Here is a 22,469-nt window from a genome sequence, read left to right as displayed (position 1 = left end):
TCGGTGGTCTACACCGACCGCGCCTTGAACCACATGTCCAAGCGCTTTGGCGGGGTGATGACCGACATCTCGCGCATGCTCAAAACAGTCTATGGAGCCCACTCGGTCGCCTTGGTACCGGGCAGCGGCACCTTTGGCATGGAGTCGGTGGCGCGCCAGTTCGCCACCAACCAGCATGTGATGGTCATTCGCAACGGCTGGTTCAGCTACCGCTGGACGCAAATTTTTGACATGGGCCATATCCCCAAGAGCCACAGCGTGCTCAAGGCCCGACGCATCGCAGACGGCTCACAAGCGGCCTGGGCACCCGCCCCGATTGCCGAGGTGACTGCCGCCATTGCCGCAGAAAAACCCGCTTTGGTGTTCGCCCCACATGTGGAGACCGCTGCCGGCATGATGCTGCCCGACGGCTACCTGAAAGCCGTGGCCGACGCGGTGCATGCCGTGGGTGGCTTGCTGGTGCTGGACTGCATCGCCTCGGGTGCCATGTGGGTGGACATGAAAGCCACGGGCGTGGATGTGTTGATCAGCGCGCCACAAAAAGGCTGGAGCAGCTCGCCTTGCTGCGCCATGGTCATGCTGAGCGAACGCGCCCGCCAGGCGATTGACGGCACGACCAGCACGACCTTTGCCATGGACCTGAAAAAGTGGCTGCAAGTGATGGAGACCTACGAAGGCGGTGGCCACATGTACCACACGACCTTGCCCACCGATGCGCTGCTGCGCCTGCAAGAAGCCATGCTGGAAACCGAAGCCTATGGCTTTGCCAAGGTGCGTGAAGAACAAATGGCACTGGGTCGACAAGTGCGCTCCTTACTTCAGGAGCACGGCTTCCCCAGCGTGGCGGCACCCGGTTTTGAAGCGCCCGGCGTGGTGGTGAGTTACACCACCGACCCGGACATCCAGAGCAGCAAGAAGTTCCTGGCGCTGGGCCTGCAAACCGCTGCGGGTGTGCCCTTGCAGTGCGACGAACCCGCCGACTTCCGCACCTTCCGCATGGGTTTGTTTGGCCTGGACAAATGGCACCAGGTGCCGCGCACTTTGCAGATCTTGCGCGAAGCGCTGGAGACCATCGCGCCCAAGGCCAAGCTGGCAGCCTGAAGTCTGAAGTTTTTCATGCAGACGCCCAGCCCATGGGCGATGGCACAAAATCAAGAGGGTGTTTGTAGGAGCCCACCCCGTGGGCGATGGGCGTGGCACACGCCCTTAAAAACCATCGCCCACAGGGGTGGGCTCCCACGGCCTCAGCCTTCGGACTTTCCGTTACAAAGTGATGATGGTGCAACCCGTGGTCTTGCGGGCTTCCAGGGCGATGTGGGCGTCCTGAATTTGCGCCAGCGGGAAAGTCTGGTCGATGTGGATCTTGACTTTGCCGCTGGTCACCGCCTCGAACAAATCATCGGCCATCTCTTGGGTGTTTTCGAGGGTGGTGATGTGGCTGAACAAGGTCTGGCGCGTCACATAGATCGAGCCCTTAGGGCCGAGGATGCCCGGCGCAAACGGGGCCACAGGGCCTGAGGCATTGCCAAAGCTGGCCATCAAACCGAAGGGGGCCAAGCAGTCGAGCGACTTGTCCCAAGTGTCTTTGCCCACCGAGTCGTACACCACTTTCACACCTTTGCCGCCGGTGATTTCCTTGACCTTGGCCTGGAAGTCTTCGGTGGAGTAATTGATGCAGAACTCCGCGCCGTTGGCCAAAGCCAGTGCGCACTTGGCGTCGCTGCCAGCCGTGCCGATCAGGCGCAGGCCCAAAGCCTTGGCCCACTGGCAGGCGATCAGGCCCACACCACCGGCTGCGGCATGGAACAGCACAAAGTCACCGGCTTTCAGGCCACCCTGGGGCAGCGTGCGCTTGAGCAAATACTGCGCTGTCAGGCCCTTGAGCATCATGGCCGCGCCTGTTTCGAACGAGATCGCATCGGGCAACTTGCACACGCACTTGGCGGGCATCACGCGCACTTCGCAGTAGCTGCCGGGCGGCTGGCTGGCATAGGCTGCGCGGTCGCCCACTTTCAGGTGCGTCACGCCCTCGCCCACGGCTTCGACCACGCCCGAGCCTTCCATGCCCAATTTCAGGGGCATGGGCAGCGGGTACAAACCACCGCGCTGGTACACGTCGATGAAGTTCAGGCCAATGGCTTTGTGGCGGATGCGGATCTCGCCAGGGCCGGGCTCGCCCACCGTGACATCGACCAATTTCATGACTTCGGGACCGCCGTTCTGGTCGATCTGGACTGCAAGGCTCATGGTGTTCTCCTGTTGGAATGTGGTTTGAGACCGGACACTTTGCCATGAAACGTGAGCCCCAGCCCAAATCAGGGGCAGTTGGCGGACAGTTTGGCGACAGCGGGAAAACCCGAATGCCGATACAGTGCCGCATGTCACAAAAACTCTCGCCCCTGACCGCCTTGCTGCTGACGGTCCCGCCTTTGCTGTGGGCAGGCAACGCGGTGGTGGGCCGCCTGGTCAACGATTTGGTGCCACCCGTCACGCTCAATTTTCTGCGCTGGGCTGTGGCCTTGTTCATCTTGCTGCCTTTGGCCTCTTGGGTGCTGCGACGCAGCAGCGGTCTGTGGCAGCACTGGCGGCGTTTTGCGCTGCTCAGTTTGTTGGGCGTGGGCTGCTACAACGCGCTGCAATACTTGGCCCTGCAAACCTCCACCCCGCTGAACGTAACCCTGGTGGCCGCCAGTGGTCCTGTGTGGATGCTGGCCATCGGGGCGCTGTTTTTTCAGGCCCCGGTTCGCCGCGCCCAAATCTACGGCGCAGTGCTGTCCATTCTGGGCGTGCTGGTGGTCTTGTCGCGAGGCGACTGGGCGCAACTCATGGCGGTGCGCTTGGTGATCGGTGACTTTTTCATTTTGCTGGCGACGGCCTGCTGGTCCTGGTACAGCTGGCTGCTCAGTCGCAAAGACGAGCCCGAAGCCATCCGCAACGACTGGGCCGCCTTTTTGCTGGCGCAAGTGGTGTTTGGCCTGGCTTGGTCAGGCCTGTTTGCAGGCATGGAATGGGGCCTGACCGATGCGCAGATCACTTGGGGCTGGCCGCTCGTCAGTGCGCTGGCCTTTGTGGCGGTGGGTCCGGCCGTGCTGGCCTACCGCTGTTGGGGGCTGGGCATTCAGCAGGCAGGCCCTGCGGTGGCGGGCTTTTTTGCCAACCTCACACCGCTGTTTGCGGCCATCTTCTCAGCCGCCTTTTTAGGCGAGTTGCCCCAGATGTTCCACGGGCTGGCGTTTGCGCTCATCATTGGCGGGATTTGGGTGTCGTCCAGGAAATAAGACGAGCGGTTTTGACCCAGCCGAACCCAAAATTTCAAACATCGATTTTTTGCTTCGAGCATGGGCAGTGATTTGACGAAAGACTGCTTTGCAGCGATTACGGACCTTCATCCTCTCCAAACAAATGCCCCTTAGTGTCCTCCTACCGGTCATTGACCCGTTCGATCGCTGGGCAGTAATGCCCGGATCGAGGGGATCTGCAGCCATTAGAGAGGACTTATAGCTTACTATGGGATATTCTAGGAAGTCGGCGGTCGAGTTCTGGGCTACCTATCACCAAAAACGAGCTGGTATGACCGCGACCGTCTGACTTAAACCAATAGGCCTACGCGCAAAACCGGGGCAACTCAGGTTCCTTCACGCAGCAGCCAGTTGCGCTGGGGCCTCCAAGTGACACGGTCTGCCACAATTCAGATCAACTATGCGAAACCCACCCGAGCGCTATCTTCAAACGCTGCGTGATCATTTCACGACGGCTCCCGATTGGTTCGACACAAGGTCGGGCTCCGAAAAACGTGGCCGTCCAATCGCAACTGGCGCCGCCCTCACGACATATCTGCATGGGCATGAAACGGCATTCCAACGCTGGTTCCGTTTCAAAGAAGCGTTCTCACCGGAGTTCGTCGCCGCGGCCATAGGATCGCTCGGGTATCGCCCTCAACACGTCATCGACCCTTTTGGAGGGTCAGGCACCAGCGCCATCACATCACAGCTGCTCTCGATCGATGCAACCACGGTGGAAGTCAATCCGTTCCTGGCGGATGTCATCAAGGCCAAGGTGAGCCCGCTGACCGCAGAGAAGTTGCGCTCGGCCGCAGCTGACTTCCATGCGCAGCTGCTCAACACACCCACAGACTTCACCAGTCTGGAGCATTGGCCACCGACGTTCATCGAATCAAATGAGAAGGATCGCTGGATCTTCCCGCGCGACGTTGCAGGGCGTCTAGCGCAGTACCTGAGTTGCATTGAGTCCATCCAGGATGCCGACGTACAACGCTTCTTTCGCGTGGTACTCGGCGCTGTGCTGGTGGACTGCAGCAACGTCTATGTGAACGGCAAAGGCCGTCGCTATCGAAGTGCATGGAAGCTCAAGCAGCCCACGATTGCAAAACTTGATGAATACTTCGGCCGCCAATTCAACACGTCGTTCGAAGACGTGCTGCGTTTCGAGGGGCGTCCGCGATCACGGGTCACAGTGGTCAATGGAGATTCACGAGCGGCGCTGCAGCAGGTTCAGGAGCCCGCCGACCTGATCGTCTTCTCTCCGCCGTATCCAAATTCTTTCGACTACACAGATATCTACAACGTGGAGCTTTGGGTCCTGGGTTACTTCGGCTGCGCTGCCGACAACACCCGCCTGCGCAACGAGACATTGCGGTCACATGTGCAAATCAGGCGTGGCTACGAAGGCCCCATCGGCAAATCCAGTACTCTGTCGCGCACATTGAAAGCCCTAGATGAACAGCGTCACTCATTGTGGGACAAGAACATACCGGAAATGGTTGGCGCGTACTTCCGAGATTTGGAACTAGTGCTTGAACAATCCAAGCGGCTGCTTGCAAATGACGGCCGCGTCATGATAGTTGTAGGCGACTCTCGCTACGCAAATACACGCATCGAGGTCGCCATCGTGCTAGCCGAGCTGGCTCGAAGTATGGGTTTTGGTCGCGTGGCTACAAAGGAGGTTCGCCAGATGCGCGCAAGCGCACAGCAAGGTGGCAGCTACCAGCTTGCCGAAAGCATCGTCGAGCTTAGCCTTTAGTCCCAATCGTCAAGGCCTTTTTGACAAGGGCGGAGTAGTTGGCTGTGCGATTGAGCTCGGCGATGCGGTGACTGTCACTTGGCCGCTTGCTGCAGGAGCTGCGCTTGTACTCGGTGCGAGCAGCGGGAAGCGTTCCTTCCGATGCTCTTCGTTCGAAGCTGTGATCCAGTACCTGCGCCCTATGACGTTGAGTTGAATTGCGGCGTCCTGCACGGCTTTCTCGATTTCCTGGCGATTGCCTGCGCAGAAGTCGTAAACACACAGAAAAGCTCCATCGAGCTTTTCTTGTTCTCGATAGGCGTGAGTCTGCTGAACGCCCGACACAGCCCATTTGACGTTATCGCGCAGTCCGATCTTGGTGGGAGTCGAGGTGCCAGGCTGAGGCGTATGGCAGTCGCGCGTTACTTTCAGCTCGAACACCGCGCTACTGTCTGAATTGTGATCCGGAGTAAATATTAGGTCCGCGCGCCCATTACCGATTTTTATTTCCTGCTTCACTTTTGCACGGTCAGCGTACGCGCCCAATAGGTACAACCACAGATCGTTCTGCACGATCGCCTCTGGAGGGCTAACCGTGACGCGCTCTTTCGCATCCTTCCACCATGTCACGGTTTGTCGCGCCACCTTCTCATAAAATTCACTGAGCTTGTCATCGAGCGTATTGAGGTTCAAGGCTGCCGGTGCATCGTCCAGCAGTTTCTGAGATGGCTGCGTTTCCGCGTCTAGCCCTTGCATCCAGATCCAGAGCTCTGTCGTGCTCATCAGGGCAATCGTGAGGCAGCTGCCTAAGCCAGCCTGCGCGATAGTCTGCTCCACATCATTGACGTCCACTATCTGCTGCGGCCTCGTGAACGCGCCGGCATTCAAGGCGCCGACACCCAATGTTCCAGACAGCGCATCGGCGACACGGGATCCGAGCATAGGGCGACGCACCCAGCCAAGTTCCTTGCCGACCCTGGCCCAATCAGGTACATAGATCAGCACGACAGGATGCGCGAGCGCCTCACCTTTAGTCCGAAGTATTCGTGCATGATCTACAAGTCTACGCGTCCAGGCATCCAGGAACGACTCCTTTGTGCCCACATCGGCGACAGACACGACGGCTGCGCCGTTGCTAACGACAGCAGCAACTGCTTGCTGGTTCGCGCCCCCTAAGCCGGGGACAGTGATGGAGCTTGCGTTCATGCTGGGGCCAATGCCTTGTCCAAGTAGTCGCAATACAACCTCACTCCGTCCCGCTGGGCGTCTGGGCGTAAAGCGCGAAGTTTATCGAGGAGCAGGCGTGCCAAGCCCATGTTCTTATTGTCAGAACTCCATTCGGAAAAATCCACTACCTCGCCATCGAGGATAAGGGCATCACCGTAGTTTGCATCGATCGCGCCGATGTCAGCGCGCTCATATAGAAACCGGCCAAAACAGGCGCAAACAAGTTCGCAAAGCAGCTGAGCGGTTCTTTGTGCTTCCATCAAATGAGCGCCGATGGCCTGGCTGATCTGCGCGCCGCGCTCGCCCAAAGCGTAGTGCGCAGCGAGGTGCCCTTTTACACCAAATTCCACATGCTCTATCTTGAGCACGCCAGCAAATGCCAGACGGTCGACCTCACGCTGAACGTCAGGAAAGAACGGATACGCCCCACGCTTCAGCACACGACCGCGGACTCGCGTGACGCCATAAAAATCGGCCAACGTATTGGCCAAATACAGGATGACGTGCAACTGTGCCGTGGACACTGGTGTGAGTCCCATGCGTTGGGATTCGGAAATGCACAACACCACCCAAGCCTTCCACATACCAGCGCTTTCCAGGCTCACCGAATTCCGGTCGGATTCGCCTTGCTTGAGGTCGTGCTGACTCATAGCGCCTCCGAGCCAGCACGGCGTTCAGGATAGATCGCCAAATCTCGTTCCTCCTCATAGGCAGCGCGAAACCTATCTAACGCGCGGGTGGGTGCCGCAATCTTGATCAAATCCAGAACATGGGATTCGCGAGCTTCGGGAGGGATCGTCTCCGGCATCTCGCTCACTTGCTCGTCAACTACTTGGCCGTAAAACTGCTTGTCCGGATAGGCACCAAAGAGCGCTGGGATCATTTCCTCGCGGTTGACGTTGGATGAGGCGATCAGTCGCGTACCGTGGGCAGCGCCAGTCTTGGTGGCAAATCTACGGAGAAGGTCAGCAGCGCGCGGCACGAAGACCGAATCGAGGCTGGCCTCCGGCGTCTCCAGAATCAGCATGGTCGGAGCACCGGGCGCAGCCAATGCCAGCAAGGCCATCCTAAAGGCGAGGTCGATGAACTCCTTCTGTGACTCCGAGACCGATTGCCCTGCCTCGCGCACAGTCGCGCCACCGCGATGAACACCTGAAGTGAGCGCTGGGATGAAATGAGGAAATGGAAACTGCTCAGTATTGGCCCGCTGCCCTAGTTGCCGATAGCGTGGCGAATACTTGATCTCGCATTGCTCGGCTAAGAATCCGCTGATGTATCTCGCGAAGGTTTGCTCGATTTTCGAAGATACTGCCTGAACTTCCTGATGAATGACTTCAGCCAACTCTCCGAACTTCTTGGCCAACTCGACTCGCTCGACGTCCAGCTGGTTGAGCACTGCTTCGAAGCTCAGCATTTGTTGTTGGAGTTCGTCCCTTTGGGCCATCACAGCAGGGATGGTCTGCCCAAGTTTCTTGAGCTGAAGCTCGAGATCGACGATGATGCCGGTTACCGAAACGAGCTCCGCTGACATTGTCGAATAATCTTCCTCCACCGACTGCAGCGGCGCTGCCATAGCGGCGAGATCAAACTCGGCTGCTGCAATCTCCAGGCGCTGTGCTTCGATGTCTTCGCCAGCAAAGGGATCCGTTATGGGGCTGTGAGCGTCCTCCAGCAGACTGTCACATACCGGGCAGCTGCTCATCATGAGCTTTGTGGCGACGCGCTGCGTCACCTCCTTGCCCTTATTGCCGCAGACCAGGCATCCTACACCCGCCTCGAAGTGCGCCAAAAGGTATCGAGCCGGGCCTTCCAGTGATGGGAAGAACGATTCGTAGAAAGAGTTGAGCTGGACCGCCAACGATGAACGTTTCTCGTGAATCTCTTGCCGGCGGTTCTCCATCTGCTCGCGTAGCTCGTCGCGATCCCGACTCAGTTCGTTCTTCCGCGCAGCGAGACCCTTCAGCTGACTACGACGCTCGTCGAGCGTCTTAACCAACATTTCGATCTGACCGCCCTCAATCGTGCTGTTCTGCTTGTCGAGCTTTCGCTTGCGTCCGTGCACCACCGCGTGCATGTTTCGGTACTCGCTGTCTTTGCTGAGGAGGTCGTTGAAGAGCTCGACGTAGTGCGTGCGCGCTCCCATAGCACCGAAGAGGATGCCCAAGATGTCCCCCTGCGCGGCCGGGTCCCAGACCAAGCTACGGCGATCTTCCAAGTAGAAGATGACATAGCGCAGCAGGAATACGAAATCATCGAACGACGACAGTCCAGCGGCTGCTTGAACCACGTCGCGGTACACGGCTTCCAGCTCAGCGGCTCGCCGGTGAGGAACTTGTTGCTGATCCACCCACAGCTCCAAGACATCTAGGTTGGCCAGCGAGCGCGTGACTTCAAAATGCCGCTCACCGAGATTGAACCAGATCGTCACCTTCGCGTTAACTGCATCATCGGGAACCCTCTTGCGAAACCAGTTTCGCTCCACTGGTATTAGGCGGCGCTTCTTATCACCCAGGGCGTCGTCGCCCGGCACGTCTGAGGCTCCAGACAATGAGCGCAGCAGTATGTTGAGCAGCGTAGTCTTGCCGAGGCCGTTGATGCCGACAATAACGTTGACACCATCGACGAAATGATGGTCGAGGCCTGGCTTGTCGGCCGTACCGACATAGAGCCCATATTCCGTAACGCGCACGCGCTCGAAGACCGGGAAGTTAACCATTTACGCCTCTCGGGAACAAACAGTGGGCGGCGAGCAATAGGCCGCCGATCAAGGTCGAGTACCGGCAAAGATCCGAAGCGCGCACAGAGCATCGTCGAGGCGATAGGTCTGGACGGAACAACAAAACGTGCCACCCTAAATTTTGAAGACGAATTTTTATTGCATTGATTCGCTTAAGGATAAATATACAGCATACTTTTGGTTGAAATATTTTGGCTTTTTCCGTACTCATATCATGCGTCTCGCGCCACGAGCATTCGAAACGAAAGCGCCCGCAACCACGGTATTGACGCTGCACTTATGTGGCTGTGGTCGCTCGTGCAACGGATACGCGAGCGGCGGAAGATGAAGCCGCCTCTCAGACATTGAGGAGGATTGACTGCTCCCAGCCTAAATAGGCCCCTCGACCCACTAACTCAACTCTTCGTGACCCTGCAACCCGGCGATAAAGCTGCTGCCATCGCCTGTCAGCGATGGCAGCACTTCAAAGCAGTCCACTGAACGGTATCAATACGTCCCGGCGTAAGACCCGCCATCGGCCAGCACGTTCTGACCCGTCATGTAAGCCGCGTGCTGGCTGCACAAGAAGGCGCAGATCGCGCCGAACTCCTGCGGGTTGCCGTAGCGCCCGGCCGGGATTTGGGCTTGCTGGATCACGCGCAGCTCTTCCACCGTTTTGCCTTGCTTTTGCGCCATGGCGGGCAAGGTCGAGCGGATGCGGTCGGTGTCGAATTTACCGGGCAGCAGGTTGTTGATGGTCACACCTTTGGCCGCGATGGCGCTGCGCGAAGCACCGGCCACAAAGCCTGTCAAGCCGCTGCGTGCGCCGTTGGACAGGCCCAGCACGTCGATGGGCGCTTTGACGGCGCTGCTGGTGATATTGACGATGCGGCCAAAGCCGCGTGCGGCCATGCGGTCCACGGTGGCTTTGATGAGTTCGATGGGGGTGAGCATATTGCCGTCGATGGCCTTGAGCCAGGCCTCGCGGTCCCAGTCGCGAAAATCCCCGGGCGGTGGGCCACCCGCGTTGGTGACCACGATGTCGTAGTCCTTGCCGGGGCCGCCCGCCACGTTCCAGATGGCTTCGCGACCGGCTTCGGTGGTGATGTCCACCGCAACGCCAATCAGCTGAACCTTGCCACCTGTTTCGACGCGCAAGTCGTCCACGGCTTTGTTCAGCACCTCGGCGCCGCGTGCCACCATGACCACGTTCACGCCTTCCAGGGCCAAGGCCCGTGCGCAACCCCAGCCCAAGCCTTTGCTTGCGCCACCTACCAAAGCCCATTTGCCTGCAATGCCCAAGTCCATGTCAATCTCCTGAAGTTGATGCGATGTGGCCCATTGGCCGCATCACGGTTTGCGACCCGCTGGCCGCGTGACCCAAAACACACCGCTCAAGACCAGCACGGTCCCGGCGATGATCCACATGTTGAACGGCTCGTCCAAAATCCACACGCCCATGAGCAGGGTGAACATGGGGCCGATCATGCCCGTTTGCGATGTGAGGCCTGGCCCAATGCGCTCGATGGCCATCATGACCAAGAGCACGGGCAGCACGGTGCAAGCCGTCGCGTTGAGCAGCGACAGCCACAACACGGGCTCGGGCACCCAGGCGGTGGCCAGGGGCCTGAGCAGCACAAACTGCAGCAAACAAAATGCGCAGGCCACCGAGGTGGCCAGGCCCGCCAGGCGCAGAGAGCCCAGGCGCTGCACCAGCTGCCCGCTGTAAGTCATGTACACGGCGTAACTGGCCGCGCTCAAAAACACCAGCAAAGCCCCCCAAGCCGCATGTGGCCCGGCCAAGCCCACCTCGTGGCCGAACACCAGCAACACGCCCGAGTAGCTGATGGCCATGGCCACACCCTGGCGTTGGGTGATGCGTTTTTTGAACAGGAACCAGCCGAGCAAAAGCACCAGCGTGGGGTTGAGGTAAAGGATCAGGCGCTCCAAAGACGCGCTGATGAACTCCAGGCCCCAAAAGTCCAGAAAACTCGACAGGTAGTAACCACAAAAACCGAGACCCAGCACGCCCAGCCAGTCTTGCCGGGTGAGCGACGCTTTGCCCCGCCCGGCCCACCAGGCCATGAGCACAAACAAAGGCAGAGCCAGCAGCATGCGCCACATGACCAGGGTGACCGCGTCCACGCCGTGCCGGTACGCCAGCTTGACAATGATGGCCTTGCCACTGAAGGCCATGGACCCGGCGGCCGCCAGCAACAAACCCGTGGTCAGGTGTGGCGTGGGGCTGAGCACCATCAAAAGCCCACGGCCTGACCGTCGCGGCGCGGGTCACTGGCGGCTTGGTAGCCCTGCACGGCCGGGTCGCCCATGCGCCAAATGAATTGGCCGGCACCAAAGTCCTGGTAAGAGTCGCTGATGATGTCGAGTTGGTGGCCGCGTGCAATCAGCTCTTGCACCGTGGCGCCGTTCATCGCGGCTTCGACGTTGATGTTCAGGCCCGTGTTGAAGCGCCAGCGCGGTGCGTCACACGCCGCTTGCGGGTTCTGGCCGTAGTCCAGCATGCGCACCAGGGTTTGCATGTGGCCCTGGGGCTGCATGTTGCCGCCCATCACGCCGTAGCTCATGACCGGCTGGCCGTCTTTGGTGACAAAAGCCGGGATGATGGTCTGGAAAGGCCGTTTGCCCGGCAACACCAGGTTGGCAGGGTTTTGGCCCTGCAGGTCGGTGCTGAATCCATGGCCCCGGTTTTGCAAACTGATGCCGTAAGTCGGCTCCACCACACCCGAGCCAAAGCCCATGTAGTTGCTTTGGATGAAACTGATCATCATGCCGTTTTCGTCGGCGGCCGTGAGGTAAATCGTGCCGCCCTTGACCGGGTTGCCGGCCTTGAAGTCTTGCGCCTTCTTCATGTCGATCAGCTTGGCGCGGCTGGCCAAGTAGGCCGGGTCCAGCATTTGCTCTGGCGGCAGCTCCATGAAGCGCGGGTCAGCCACGTAGCGGTAGGTATCGGCAAAGGCGAGTTTCATCGCTTCGATCTGCAGGTGCTGCGAGTCGGCGCTGTCCACCTTGTGGCTGGCCATGTCGAAGTTGGACAGGATGCCCAGCGCGATCAGCGCGGCGATGCCTTGGCCGTTGGGTGGGATCTCGTGCAGGGTGTAGCCCCGGTAGTCTTGCGCCATAGGCTTGACCCACTCGGGCTTGAAGTCGGCCAGGTCTTTGGCGGTGATGCTGCCGCCGTTGTCCTTGGCAAACTTTTCAATGGCTTCGGCGATTTCGCCGCCATACAGCGCTTGGCCTTTGGTGGCTGCAATGGCTCTGAGGCCCCGCGCCGCGTTTTTGAACTGGAACAACTCGCCCACTTGTGGCGCACGGCCCCAGGGCAAAAAGCTTTGCGCAAAGCCGGGCTGCGACTGCAGCTCGGGTGTGGCCGCGGCCCACTTTTGCTGCACCACCACGGGAATTAAATAACCGCGCTCGGCCACCTCGATGGCGGGCTCCATCAAGTCGGCAAAGGGCAGCTTGCCAAAACGGTCGCTCAGCGCCACCCAACCGGCCACGGCACCGGGCACGGTGACCGAGTCAAAGCCGCGCTTGGGCGGTGTTTTGGCTTCAGCGCCGTATTTGCGGTGAAAGTACTCGGGCGTCCAGGTGGCAGGCGCGGGGCCTGACGAGTTGAGGCCATGCAGCTCCTTGCCGTCCCAAAGGATGGCGAAAGCGTCCGATCCCAAACCGCAGCTCACGGGCTCGGTCAGGGTGATGACGGCAGCGGCCGCAATGGCGGCATCCACCGCGTTGCCGCCCTTGAGCATCATGCGCAGGCCCGCTTGCGCGGCCAGCGGGTGCGAGGTGGAGACCACATTGCGCGCAAACAGCGGCAAGCGGGTGCTGGTGTAGGGGAATTGGTAGTCGAAGTTCATGTCATTCCAGGGTGATCTTGCGTTCGGTGATGATCTTTTTCCACTTGGCCGATTCACTGGCCAGTGTGGTGGTGAACTGGGCGGGGGTGCCGCCAACAGGTTCAATGCCAAAGCGCAAGAGTTTGTCCATCACTTCAGGGTCTTTGAGCACCTGGTTGGCCGCCGTGTTGATGCGGCTGACCACCTCGGCGGGCAGGTTTTTGGGGCCAAAGAAACCAAACCAGGTGTTGGACTCATAGCCGGGCAAGACATCGGCGATGGCTGGGATGCCCGGTGCGAGCGCTGTGGGCTTGAGGGTGGTCACGCCCAGGGCACGCAAGCGGCCGTCGCGCACATGCGGCATGCCGGTGGGCAAGCTGTCAAACAGCACGTCCACTTTGCCCGAAATCAGGTCGGGGATGGCCAGCGCCGTGCCCTTGTAGGGGATGTGCACCACAAACACATCGGCCTGGGCCTTGAACAGCTCGGCCGACAACTGCACGATGGTGCCGTTGCCACTTGATGCGTAGTTCAGGCGGCCGGGATTCTTTTTGGCGTACTCGACCCATTCCTTAACGGTTTTGGCGGGCGAGTTGTTGGGCACCAGCATGATGCTGGGTGCGTTGCCCAAATGGGCAATGGGCGTGAAGTCGCGCACCGCGTCGTAAGGCATGCGCGGATTCAGATTGGGGCCAATCGAGTGCGTGCTGGAGGTCGACAGCAGCAAGGTGTAGCCGTCTGGCGTGGCCTTGGCTGCCAAGTCAGAGCCCAAGGTGCCACCAGCGCCGGGGCGGTTTTCGACCACCAGCGGCTGACCCAGTTTTTCGCTGATTTTTTGCGACAAGGTGCGGGCAAACAAATCGGTCGCGCCACCCGCCGGGAACGGCACGATCAGGCGCACGGCTTTGCTGGGGTAGCTCTGCGCCTGGGCCAGGCCCAAGCTGGCCACGGCCAAGGTGGCGGCACACAGGCCACGCAGGAGATGTCGTTTTTTCATGGTGAAGGTCCTCTACCCGAGTCAAGCGCAAATTCAAAAAAACGATTGTGTCAGAGGCCTTGCGCCAGTGCAGCGCCCAAGTGACAAGACCACGGTCTGTATCGGCGTGTCGAACCCAAGGACAAGGGCCCAAAAATCACGACCCTGAAAACTGCGGCCCCAAAAGACAACGGCCTCCAAAGAGGCCGTTGCAGGGGGCACTCAGGCCCCATCAAACCGAGAGGCGCGTCACTCTTCGACAAAAGCCTCTTGGCGTTTGGACTTGATAGAGGGCAAAGCCACAATGATCAAAAGCAGCAAAGCCATGGCCAGCAAACTGGCCGACAAGGGGCGCGTGACAAACACGCTCCAGTCACCACGCGACAAGAGCATGGCGCGGCGCAGGTTTTCTTCCATCATCGGACCCAGGATGAAGCCCAGCAGCAATGGTGCAGGCTCCATGCCGAGTTTGATGAAGGTGTAGCCCACCACACCGAACATGGCCACCATCCAGATGTCCCAGGTGTTGTTGTTGGTCGAATAAACGCCAATCGCGCAGAACAACACAATGGCCGGGAACAACCAGCGGTAAGGCACCGACAGCAACTTGATCCAGATGCCGATCAGCGGCAAGTTCAAGATGATCAGCATGGCATTGCCAATCCACATCGAGGCGATCAGGCCCCAGAACAACTCGGGGTTGCTGGTCATGACCTGAGGGCCGGGCTGGATGTTGTGGATGGTCATCGCGCCCACCATCAAAGCCATCACGGCGTTGGGCGGAATGCCCAAAGTCAGCAAAGGAATGAAGGATGTCTGCGAAGCGGCATTGTTGGCCGACTCGGGCGCAGCCACACCGCGGATGTTGCCTTGGCCAAACGGCACTTCACCGGGCTTGAGCTTGGTTTTCTTCTCGATGGTGTAAGTGGCAAAAGCCGCCAACAGTGCACCGCCGCCTGGCAAGATGCCCAAAGCAGAACCCAAAGCCGTACCGCGCAGCACAGCAGGCACCATGTTCTTGAAGTCTTCGGCAGTGGGCATCAGGCCCGTCACTTTGGCCGTGAAGACTTCGCGGTCTTCTTCGGGCTTGGACAGGTTGGAGATGATCTCGCCATAACCGAACACGCCCATGGCGATCACGATGAAACCCACGCCGTCGGTCAACTCAGGGATGTCGAAGCTGAAACGGGCCACACCCGAGTTCACGTCGGTGCCGATCAGGCCCATCAACAAACCCAACACGATCATGCCCACGGCCTTGATGAGGGAGCCAGAAGCCAGCACCACAGCGCCAATCAGGCCCAACACCATCAGCGAGAAATATTCGGCCGGACCGAACTTGAAAGCCACTTCAGTCAGGGGGACCGCAAAAGCTGCCAACACCAAGGTGCCCACGCAACCGGCAAAAAACGAGCCCAAACCAGCCGCTGCCAAAGCAGGGCCTGCGCGGCCTTTGCGGGCCATCTGGTAGCCGTCGATCATGGTCACCACCGACGAGGCTTCGCCGGGCAGGTTCACCAAAATCGCGGTGGTCGAGCCACCATATTGAGCGCCGTAATAAATACCGGCCAACATGATCAGCGCAGCCACAGGGGGCAGCGCGTAGGTGGCGGGCAAGAGCATGGCAATGGTGGCCACAGGGCCCACGCCGGGCAAGACACCAATCAAAGTGCCGAGCAAACAGCCGATGAACGCGTAAATCAGGTTTTGAAAGGTGAAAGCCACCCCAAAACCGAGGGCGAGGTTGTCAAACAGTTCCATGAATTATTTCTCCTCAACCCGTGATGAATGTGGGCCAGACGGGGAACTGCAAATTCAACAGCTTCACGAATGCACCGTAACTGCCAATGGACAGGATGATGGAGAGAATCAAAACTTCCTTGAGTTTGTATGTGTCTCCCGCCAGGCTGACGACCAAGGTCGTGCCAAAAATCGCCACGATCAAACCCATGGCCGGAACGCCCATGCTGGGCAAGCCCCCGAGCAAGATGCCAAACAACAAGTTGCCGGTGATGATGAAGAACAAAGGCTTCCAGGCCCACTTGCCAATTTTTTCACCGTCTTGGGTTTCCACGGTGAGGGCCTTGAACATGACAAATGCACCAATGATGGCCAACAAGATGCCGAGCAAGAGCGGGAAGTAGCCCGGCCCCATTCGAGCACCCGTGCCCACGTTGTAGTTGGTGGCGCCAAATGCAAAGGCCCCCCCCGCCACCAAATAAAACAATCCTGAGAAAAAGTCTTTTTGACTCTTGATGTTCACGCGATATCTCCTCTGTTTTGAGTTGGGCTTATTTTGCGTGAAACTGACGACTTGATGGATGTGGGTTACACCTATGTCCCCGGGGTGACGAACCCATGGTTAACCCTGATGCACACCCCGGTCTGGTGCGCCTTTTTTTGCGTGTGCACTCATTTGGTCAGGGGCTTGAAAACCTTGAGCCATTTCGTTGCAGGCAGGCCCCACTTGTCCTCGATGGCGCTGGCCATTTGCAGCAGCGCATCGCGCGATGGGCGGCTGGCGGTGCGTTGCGCCAGCACAATGGCGTTGCCCTCTCGCGTGGGCTTGAAGGCCCAGACCGCGTCTTCGCCAAAGGCCGCACAAATTTTCTCCACACTCTCGGCGTAGCTCGACGAGCGCCCAAACAGGTTCACCGTCATGCAGCCTTGCTGGGTCAGCAACTCGCGGCAATGGCGGTAAAAGTCGGGCGTGTCGAGCACCGGGGCGGCGGCCTCTTCGTCGTACAAATCGACCTGCAGCGCATCCACGGTGCCGCGCCATTCGTCCTTCTGGATTTCCAGCGACGCATCGGCCAACACCACGCGCAAGCGCTCATCATCGGGCGGCAAACGAAACCAGCCTCGGCAGGCGTGCAGCACACCGGGGTTCAGCTCCACGGCGGTGCAGGTCATCTTGAGTTTTTTATGGCAAAACTTGGTGATGGTGCCTGCGCCCAGCCCGAGCTGCATGGCGTGTGCGCCCTTGACTTCGACCGGCGGCAAAAACAGCAACCAAGCAAACATGCGCTGCACATATTCCAGCTCGATGTCAAAGGGCCGGTCCAGAAACATGGAGCCCTGAATCCACTCGGTGCCCAGATGCAGGTAACGGATCTCACCGTCTTCGGAGAACTTGACTTCGGGCAATTCGAGGCTGGAGGCAGAGGGTTTTTTTCGGGTCATGGGGTCAGCACCGCCCGCCAGGCGGTGAGTTTTTGTTCAAAGGTCCAGGACGCATTCGCGGGACTGGTCGATGGTAGGCGATGGACCGTGACTTGCCCGGCCAATCCGGCTTGTGCCAGTGATTTTTCGACCGCTTTGGCATGGCGGAAACTCTCGCCGCCGTTGTGGGCGATGGCGCTCAAGTGCGGACAGCGCTGCAACAAGGCCGGAAAGTCGTTCAACTGGGCATGGCGGATGGCGCTGTCCAGGCTGCCCTCACGCTCACACTCGGCATACACATCCCACACCCCCACACCCTGGGCCAGCAAGCACGCGCAGCGGCGGGTGTAGTTCTGGTCGTCAGGCCAGGGCGCATCGGGCCACAGGGCCTGCACAATGCGCCAAAAATGGTTTTGCGGGTGCGCGTAATACTGCTGCAACTGCAAAGACTTGACGCTGGGGAAACTGCCCAGCACCAGCACGCGGGTGCCCGGCCCCACCAAAGGCGGCAAACCCTGCAAACGGGGAATGGTCAAGGACTCGGCCCAAGGCTCAGTCAAGACAGGCCGGGTCATGCGGCCGCCAGTTTGGGCAAAACCCGTTGTGCGTTACGGGTGCTAGCTGCCGCCAGATCGACCAGCGGCATACCCCGCAACCCGGCCAGCACCTGCGCGATGCGCGGCAACTCGGCAGGGCTGTTGCGCCCCTGCGCTGCACCCAGCGCCCGCTGCTCAGCCGTTTGGTAGAGCCACTGCGGCGGGATGTCGGGCGCGTCGGTCTCCAGCACCAAGGCGCTCAGGGGCAGCTCGCAGGCCAGGCGGCGCAATTGCAATGAGCGCTCATAGGTCAATGTGCCGCCAAAGCCCAGCGCAAAGCCCATGTCCACAAAGGCCTGGGCCTGTTGGCTGCTGCCGTTGAAGGCGTGCGCAATGCCTGAGGTGATGCGGCACTGGCGCAAGCCTTTGAGCAAGAGGTCGGCCGAGCGCCGCACATGCAGGATGACGGGCAGGCCATGCTTTTGGGCCAGCTTCAGTTGCGCGGTGTAAAAAAACCATTGCCGCTCGCGCATGTCCGGCGTGCACAGCTCGGGCACAAAAAAGTCCAGCCCGATTTCGCCCACGGCCACCAGGCGCGGGTCGCCTGCGCGCTCGTGCAAGGCTTGGTCCAGCGCCAGCAGATCAGCTTCTTGCGCTTGCGGGACATACAAAGGGTGGATGCCCAAGGCATAGGCGTCGCCATGCCGCTCTGCCAATTGGGCCACTTCGGGCCAGTGGCCCGCGTGCACCGCCGGGATCACGCAGCGCGTCACGCCCACTTGGCGGGCGGCCTCGCGCACCGCATCCCGGTCGGCATCAAACTCGGCCGCGTCCAGGTGGCAGTGCGTGTCGATCCACATTCGAAAAATTCAAACCGGCGCTTGCAACACGCCCTTGACCAAATGCAATTGCCGATCGCAACGCGCGGCCAAGGCCTGGTCGTGCGTGACCACCACAAAGGCGGTGCCGCGCTCGCGGGCCAACTGAAGCATGAGCGCAAACACGCCGTCGGCGGTTTCGCGGTCCAGGTTGCCCGTGGGCTCGTCGGCCAGCACGCAGGCCGGGTCGTTGACCAAGGCGCGGGCCAGGGCCACACGCTGGCGCTCGCCACCCGACAATTCCGAGGGGCGGTGGTGCAGGCGCTCGCCCAAGCCCACGCGCTGCAACCAACCCGTGGCCACGGCAGCGGCTTCGGCGCGGTCTTGGCGGCGAATCCACAGCGGCATGGCCACGTTGTCCAAGGCGCTGAACTCGGGCAGCAAATGGTGGAACTGGTACACAAAACCGAGGTAGCGGTTGCGCCACTGGCCTTGCTCGGCCGCGCTCAGGGCCGAGAGCAACTGGCCCTTGAGTTGCACCGAGCCTTGCGTTGGCGCATCGAGGCCGCCCAGCAAATGCAGCAAGGTGCTCTTGCCCGAGCCTGAAGCACCCACGATGGCGAGTGTCTCGCCCGCGTGCACGGCCAAATCCACGCCTTGCAACACCGTCACGTCCAAGCGCCCTTCGGTGAAACGCTTGGTCAGGCCATCTGCTTTCAGCACAACATCGCCGCGTACAGTGCTTGAGGACACGGGGGTAGGGTCCGGTTTCTGAGGCACCAACGGCACCGCGTTCAATGCACCCAAAGTGTCCGGAATTGCGGGCAGGGAAATGTTATTCATAGCGCAGCGCCTCCGCCGGGTTGACCTGGCTGGCACGCCAGCTGGGGTAAAGCGTGGCCACAAAAGCCAAGACCAAAGAAATGATGGCCACAGGCAGGATGTCGCTGGCCAGGGGCTCGCTGGGCATGCGGCTGATCAGGTAAATGTCACGCGGCAAAAAGCTCGCGTTGAAAAGACTCTCCAGCGCGGGCACGATCACATCGATGTTGAAGGCCACCAGCAGCCCAAACACCAAGCCGCTCATCGTGCCGATCACGCCCACCGTCGCGCCCTGCACCACAAAAATGCCCATGATGCTGCGCGGGCTGGCCCCCAGCGTGCGCAAGATCGCGATGTCGGCACGCTTGTCGGTCACCGTCATCACCAGCGTGCTGACCAAATTGAAAGCCGCCACCGCCACGATGAGCGTGAGGATGATGAACATCATGGTTTTTTCGACCTGCACGGCAGCGAACCAGGTTTTGTTTTGCTGCGTCCAGTCGCGCACAAAAAACTGCGGCCCCAATTCGAGCTGAAGGTCGCGGGCCACCTCACGCGCCTGGTGCAGGTCGTGCAGCTTCAAGCGCACGCCGCTGGGGCCTTCCAGCCGGAACATGCGGGCCGCGTCCTCGACGTGCATCATCGCCAGCGCCGAGTCGTATTCGTAGTGGCCCGACGAGAAAGTGCCCACCACGCCCATTTGCTTCATGCGCGGCACCACACCTGCGGGCGTGACCTGGCCAGACGGTGACACCAGGGTCACCGGGTCACCGCTTTGGAGATACAGGTTGCTGGCCAGATCGCGGCCCAGCACCAAATTGAACTCGCCCGGCCGCAGGCGCTGCAGCACCCCGGCTTGGGTGTCGTTCGACAAATCGCTGACTTCGGGCTCCAGCGCCGGGTCGATGCCGCGCACCAGCACGCCCTTCATGTCCTCGCCCCGCGCCAGCAAAGCCTGCGCGGTGATGAAGGGGGCCGCGCCCAGCACCTGCGGGTGGGCCTTCAGGCGGGCCAGCAAGGCGGGCAAATCGGCCACGGCCGCGCCATCGGCGGCATAGACCTCGATGTGCGAGACCACACCCAGCATGCGGTCACGCACCTCTTTTTGGAAGCCGTTCATCACGCTCAGCACGATGATGAGCGCGGCCACCCCCAGGCCAATGCCCATCATGGACACCCCCGAAATGAAGGAAATGAAGCCGTTTCGCCGGGTGGCGCGGCCTGCACGCGTGTAGCGCCAACCCAGCACCAGCTCGTAGGGGATGTTTTTGAAAAAAGACATAGGCCGCTATTGTGACGAATCGCTCAAGGCCACCGCCCGGGTCGCGGGCACAAAGCCTGTGCCCACACAGCCCACCCGGTGTTTTCACTTAAAAAGTCGCAACGGAGACGTTTTGAAAGCGTGCCCGGGTCTGAAATCCAAAAGCCTCATGCCGCATGGGGCTTCAGACCCAAAAAGGAGACTCCCCCATGAACACCCGCATTGGGACACTGAGCACCCTGGCCGCTACCGCCTTGCTCAGCGCCTGCCAAACCGCCCCGGTACAAACCGCCCCAGTCCAGACCGCCGCGCCCCCGACCTCGCCCGAAGTGGTGGGCGAATTTCGCAAAGGCACGGGCTACCTGAACGGCTACATCGACCGCAAGGAACTGCCCGACAGTTTGGCCCTGGTGCCACCCCCGCCCGCCCTAGGCTCGGCCCGCCAGGCGGCCGATCTGCAGCAGCACCAGCAAACCCGCGCCCTGCGCAACACACCGCGCTGGGAATACGCCTTCAAGGACGTGAACCTGAAGTTTCCCGAAGCGGCCGGGGTGTTCTCGTGCGCCCTGGACATGCCGATCTCGCAAGAGGCCACACCCCACCTGAACATGCTGCTGCGCCGCAGCCTGGTAGACGCGGGCTTTGCCACCTACAGGGCCAAAGACCATTACAACCGCAAGCGCCCCTTTGCCGAGCTGGGTGAAACCACCTGCGCCCCCAAGGAAGAAGCGCACCTGTCCAAGGACGGCGCTTACCCCTCCGGCCACGCCGCTTTGGGCTGGGCCTGGGGCCTGATCCTGGCGGGCCTGGCCCCCGACAAGGCCAACGCCTTGGTGCAACGCGGCCATGCCTTTGGCGACAGCCGCATGGTCTGCGGCGTGCACTGGCAAAGCGACCTGGAAGCCGGACGTGTGGTGGGCGCTGCTGCTGTGGCCCGTCTGCAAGCCGACCCGGTGTTCCAGGCCCAAGCGCAGCTGGCCAAAGCCGAGATCGCCGCCGCGCGTGCCAAAGGCCTCAAGTCCGACCGCACCGACTGCGCTGCCGAAGCCGCTGCTTTGAAACGCTGAACCGGTAAAAACCAGCTTGCATGGGGCCTGCGACAATCAGGCCCCATGCACCTGATCATTCCCTATGCGGCCAGCCACGCCTTCACCGGCCCCGAGGCCTGGGCCGGTTGGCAGCTGCCCCATCTGCAAGCCCTGCTGAGCCTGCTGCAGCGCCAGCAGGTGCTGCAAGACCCCGGCCCCACAGCGCTGCACCTGCCGCACGAACGCCTGCAAGCCCAGGCCTTGGGCTGGGCACCTGACGCCCCCACCCTGCCCTGGGCTGCCTGGCACCAAGCGCAACAAGGCCAGCAGAACGCCGAACCCCAAGCCTGGATGACGCCCTGCCATTGGCAAATCGGCATGGACCAGGTGGTGATGGCCGACCCCGCGCATTTGCGTTTGAGCGACGAAGAATCGCAGCAGCTTTTGCAAGCCATGCAACCGTTTTTGCAAGAAGACGGCCTACAGGTGACTTGGCACAGCGCCTTGCGCTGGCACGTCCAGGGCGCGATGCTGGCCGACCTGCCCACCGCCTCGCTCGACCGGGTGATTGGCCAGAACGTGAAAGACTGGATGCCCCAGCACCCCGCCGCCCGGCCCCTGCAACGGCTGCAAAGCGAGATGCAGATGCTGCTCTACAACCACCCGGTGAACGACGCCCGCGAAGCCCGCAGGCAGCACACCGTCAACGCGTTTTGGCTGCACGGCGCGGGCACGCTGCCTGCGATCACACCTGCCGCCGCACCGCCCATGACCGAGACAGTGACCGTGTCGGACGCCCTGCGCTCCAGCGCTTTGCATGGCGATGTGCAAACCTGGCGGCAAGCTTGGCAGCAACTCGATGCCACGGCCGTGGCCGACCTGTTGCAACACGTCAAAGCCACGGGCCAAGGCACGCTCAGCCTGTGCAGCGAACACACAGCCCACACCTACACCGCTGCACCTGCCGCTTGGCATCAAAAAATCACCCGGCTGTTCAACAAACCTTCCCCCGCAGCGGCACTCCAAGCCCTCATCACCCACTGATCG

Annotated in this window: 20 protein-coding genes; 5 read left to right on the top strand and 15 right to left on the bottom strand. The window is 60.6% G+C overall.

All coding sequences use genetic code 11. From position 1 onward, the window contains the following. Window positions 1-1,101 (top strand): aminotransferase class V-fold PLP-dependent enzyme (locus QZ190_RS13285; protein WP_291917062.1); only part of this gene is annotated, 1,101 nt, incomplete at its 5' end. Window positions 1,102-1,263: 162 nt separating this feature from the next. On the opposite strand, the gene QZ190_RS13280 is transcribed toward QZ190_RS13285, so the two are convergent. Further along, window positions 1,264-2,247, bottom strand: coding sequence for a quinone oxidoreductase (locus tag QZ190_RS13280; RefSeq protein WP_291917061.1), 984 nt, complete (start codon window positions 2,245-2,247; stop codon window positions 1,264-1,266). 131 nt (window positions 2,248-2,378) lie between these two features. On the opposite strand from QZ190_RS13280, the gene QZ190_RS13275 reads away from it, so the two are divergent. Both QZ190_RS13275 and QZ190_RS13270 read left to right on the top strand, forming a co-directional pair. Continuing rightward, entirely contained in the window at window positions 2,379-3,278 is a 900-nt protein-coding gene (locus tag QZ190_RS13275; protein WP_291917059.1) for a DMT family transporter, read from the top strand. A 421-nt stretch (window positions 3,279-3,699) separates the two neighbouring features. After that, a complete protein-coding gene (locus QZ190_RS13270; RefSeq protein WP_291917057.1) occupies window positions 3,700-5,040 on the top strand; it encodes an SAM-dependent methyltransferase in 1,341 nt (446 codons plus the stop codon). Window positions 5,041-5,049: 9 nt separating this feature from the next. Here QZ190_RS13270 and QZ190_RS13265 read toward each other — a convergent pair whose 3' ends face one another. The 14 genes from QZ190_RS13265 to QZ190_RS13200 all read right to left on the bottom strand — a co-directional run bounded on the left by QZ190_RS13265 (window position 5,050) and on the right by QZ190_RS13200 (window position 20,415). After that, a complete protein-coding gene (locus tag QZ190_RS13265; protein WP_291917055.1) occupies window positions 5,050-6,225 on the bottom strand; it encodes a hypothetical protein in 1,176 nt (391 codons plus the stop codon). Then, complete coding sequence (locus tag QZ190_RS13260; protein WP_291917053.1) at window positions 6,222-6,896, bottom strand: hypothetical protein; 675 nt, start codon at window positions 6,894-6,896, stop codon at window positions 6,222-6,224. Before QZ190_RS13260 ends, QZ190_RS13265 begins: the two co-directional genes overlap by 4 nt. Continuing rightward, window positions 6,893-8,962, bottom strand: coding sequence for a hypothetical protein (locus tag QZ190_RS13255; RefSeq protein WP_291917051.1), 2,070 nt, complete (start codon window positions 8,960-8,962; stop codon window positions 6,893-6,895). The genes QZ190_RS13260 and QZ190_RS13255 overlap by 4 nt, the downstream gene beginning before the upstream one ends. 507 nt (window positions 8,963-9,469) lie before the next feature. Next, on the bottom strand, window positions 9,470-10,270 hold the full coding sequence (locus QZ190_RS13250; protein ID WP_291917049.1) for an SDR family oxidoreductase: 801 nt from the start codon (window positions 10,268-10,270) through the stop codon (window positions 9,470-9,472). A gap of 42 nt (window positions 10,271-10,312) precedes the next feature. Next, window positions 10,313-11,218, bottom strand: a complete 906-nt coding sequence (locus tag QZ190_RS13245) for a DMT family transporter (RefSeq protein WP_291917047.1) — start codon at window positions 11,216-11,218, stop codon at window positions 10,313-10,315. Then, window positions 11,218-12,840 (bottom strand): gamma-glutamyltransferase family protein, encoded by a 1,623-nt coding sequence (locus QZ190_RS13240; RefSeq protein ID WP_291917045.1) that lies wholly within the window; start codon window positions 12,838-12,840, stop codon window positions 11,218-11,220. Before QZ190_RS13240 ends, QZ190_RS13245 begins: the two co-directional genes overlap by 1 nt. 1 nt (window position 12,841) lies before the next feature. After that, window positions 12,842-13,816 (bottom strand): tripartite tricarboxylate transporter substrate binding protein, encoded by a 975-nt coding sequence (locus QZ190_RS13235; protein ID WP_291917043.1) that lies wholly within the window; start codon window positions 13,814-13,816, stop codon window positions 12,842-12,844. A gap of 228 nt (window positions 13,817-14,044) precedes the next feature. After that, complete coding sequence (locus QZ190_RS13230) at window positions 14,045-15,556, bottom strand: tripartite tricarboxylate transporter permease (RefSeq protein ID WP_291917041.1); 1,512 nt, start codon at window positions 15,554-15,556, stop codon at window positions 14,045-14,047. Window positions 15,557-15,569: 13 nt separating this feature from the next. Next, on the bottom strand, window positions 15,570-16,058 hold the full coding sequence (locus QZ190_RS13225; RefSeq protein ID WP_291917039.1) for a tripartite tricarboxylate transporter TctB family protein: 489 nt from the start codon (window positions 16,056-16,058) through the stop codon (window positions 15,570-15,572). Between the two features lie 149 nt (window positions 16,059-16,207). Continuing rightward, a complete protein-coding gene (locus QZ190_RS13220) occupies window positions 16,208-16,978 on the bottom strand; it encodes a spermidine synthase (protein ID WP_291917037.1) in 771 nt (256 codons plus the stop codon). Then, window positions 16,975-17,532 (bottom strand): DNA-deoxyinosine glycosylase, encoded by a 558-nt coding sequence (locus QZ190_RS13215; RefSeq protein WP_291917035.1) that lies wholly within the window; start codon window positions 17,530-17,532, stop codon window positions 16,975-16,977. Before QZ190_RS13215 ends, QZ190_RS13220 begins: the two co-directional genes overlap by 4 nt. Next, the gene (locus QZ190_RS13210) at window positions 17,529-18,353 is read right to left on the bottom strand and encodes a TatD family hydrolase (protein WP_291917033.1); all 825 of its coding nucleotides are present in this window, start codon (window positions 18,351-18,353) and stop codon (window positions 17,529-17,531) included. The genes QZ190_RS13215 and QZ190_RS13210 overlap by 4 nt, the downstream gene beginning before the upstream one ends. 9 nt (window positions 18,354-18,362) lie before the next feature. Beyond that, window positions 18,363-19,154, bottom strand: a complete 792-nt coding sequence (lolD, locus tag QZ190_RS13205; protein ID WP_291917030.1) for a lipoprotein-releasing ABC transporter ATP-binding protein LolD — start codon at window positions 19,152-19,154, stop codon at window positions 18,363-18,365. Further along, window positions 19,147-20,415, bottom strand: coding sequence for a lipoprotein-releasing ABC transporter permease subunit (locus QZ190_RS13200; protein WP_291917028.1), 1,269 nt, complete (start codon window positions 20,413-20,415; stop codon window positions 19,147-19,149). Before QZ190_RS13200 ends, lolD begins: the two co-directional genes overlap by 8 nt. Window positions 20,416-20,603: 188 nt before the next feature. Between QZ190_RS13200 and QZ190_RS13195 the strand changes: the two genes are divergently transcribed. Further along, entirely contained in the window at window positions 20,604-21,461 is an 858-nt protein-coding gene (locus QZ190_RS13195; RefSeq protein ID WP_291917026.1) for a phosphatase PAP2 family protein, read from the top strand. Between the two features lie 45 nt (window positions 21,462-21,506). Continuing rightward, window positions 21,507-22,466 carry a hypothetical protein gene (locus QZ190_RS13190; RefSeq protein ID WP_291917024.1) on the top strand — a complete coding sequence of 320 codons (960 nt, stop codon included), beginning with the start codon at window positions 21,507-21,509 and terminating at the stop codon, window positions 22,464-22,466. The last annotated feature ends 3 nt before the right edge of the window (window positions 22,467-22,469 follow it).

It is taken from the genome of Limnohabitans sp. (assembly GCF_017848645.1).
Classification (GTDB): Bacteria; Pseudomonadota; Gammaproteobacteria; order Burkholderiales; family Burkholderiaceae_C; genus Limnohabitans_A.
Note: the sequence above shows the minus strand (reverse complement) of the source record. Positions and strands in the feature narration are given on the sequence as shown.

Coding starts and splice junctions, on each gene's coding strand:
- QZ190_RS13200 (WP_291917028.1), bottom strand. CDS start 20,415: ATGTCTTTTTTCAAAAACATCCCCTACGAGCTGGTGCTGGGTTGGCGC.
- QZ190_RS13270 (WP_291917057.1), top strand. CDS start 3,700: ATGCGAAACCCACCCGAGCGCTATCTTCAAACGCTGCGTGATCATTTC.
- QZ190_RS13265 (WP_291917055.1), bottom strand. CDS start 6,225: ATGAACGCAAGCTCCATCACTGTCCCCGGCTTAGGGGGCGCGAACCAG.
- QZ190_RS13260 (WP_291917053.1), bottom strand. CDS start 6,896: ATGAGTCAGCACGACCTCAAGCAAGGCGAATCCGACCGGAATTCGGTG.
- QZ190_RS13195 (WP_291917026.1), top strand. CDS start 20,604: ATGAACACCCGCATTGGGACACTGAGCACCCTGGCCGCTACCGCCTTG.
- QZ190_RS13210 (WP_291917033.1), bottom strand. CDS start 18,353: ATGTGGATCGACACGCACTGCCACCTGGACGCGGCCGAGTTTGATGCC.
- lolD (WP_291917030.1), bottom strand. CDS start 19,154: ATGAATAACATTTCCCTGCCCGCAATTCCGGACACTTTGGGTGCATTG.
- QZ190_RS13215 (WP_291917035.1), bottom strand. CDS start 17,532: ATGACCCGGCCTGTCTTGACTGAGCCTTGGGCCGAGTCCTTGACCATT.
- QZ190_RS13230 (WP_291917041.1), bottom strand. CDS start 15,556: ATGGAACTGTTTGACAACCTCGCCCTCGGTTTTGGGGTGGCTTTCACC.
- QZ190_RS13280 (WP_291917061.1), bottom strand. CDS start 2,247: ATGAGCCTTGCAGTCCAGATCGACCAGAACGGCGGTCCCGAAGTCATG.
- QZ190_RS13250 (WP_291917049.1), bottom strand. CDS start 10,270: ATGGACTTGGGCATTGCAGGCAAATGGGCTTTGGTAGGTGGCGCAAGC.
- QZ190_RS13220 (WP_291917037.1), bottom strand. CDS start 16,978: ATGACCCGAAAAAAACCCTCTGCCTCCAGCCTCGAATTGCCCGAAGTC.
- QZ190_RS13245 (WP_291917047.1), bottom strand. CDS start 11,218: ATGGTGCTCAGCCCCACGCCACACCTGACCACGGGTTTGTTGCTGGCG.
- QZ190_RS13190 (WP_291917024.1), top strand. CDS start 21,507: ATGCACCTGATCATTCCCTATGCGGCCAGCCACGCCTTCACCGGCCCC.
- QZ190_RS13235 (WP_291917043.1), bottom strand. CDS start 13,816: ATGAAAAAACGACATCTCCTGCGTGGCCTGTGTGCCGCCACCTTGGCC.
- QZ190_RS13275 (WP_291917059.1), top strand. CDS start 2,379: ATGTCACAAAAACTCTCGCCCCTGACCGCCTTGCTGCTGACGGTCCCG.
- QZ190_RS13255 (WP_291917051.1), bottom strand. CDS start 8,962: ATGGTTAACTTCCCGGTCTTCGAGCGCGTGCGCGTTACGGAATATGGG.
- QZ190_RS13240 (WP_291917045.1), bottom strand. CDS start 12,840: ATGAACTTCGACTACCAATTCCCCTACACCAGCACCCGCTTGCCGCTG.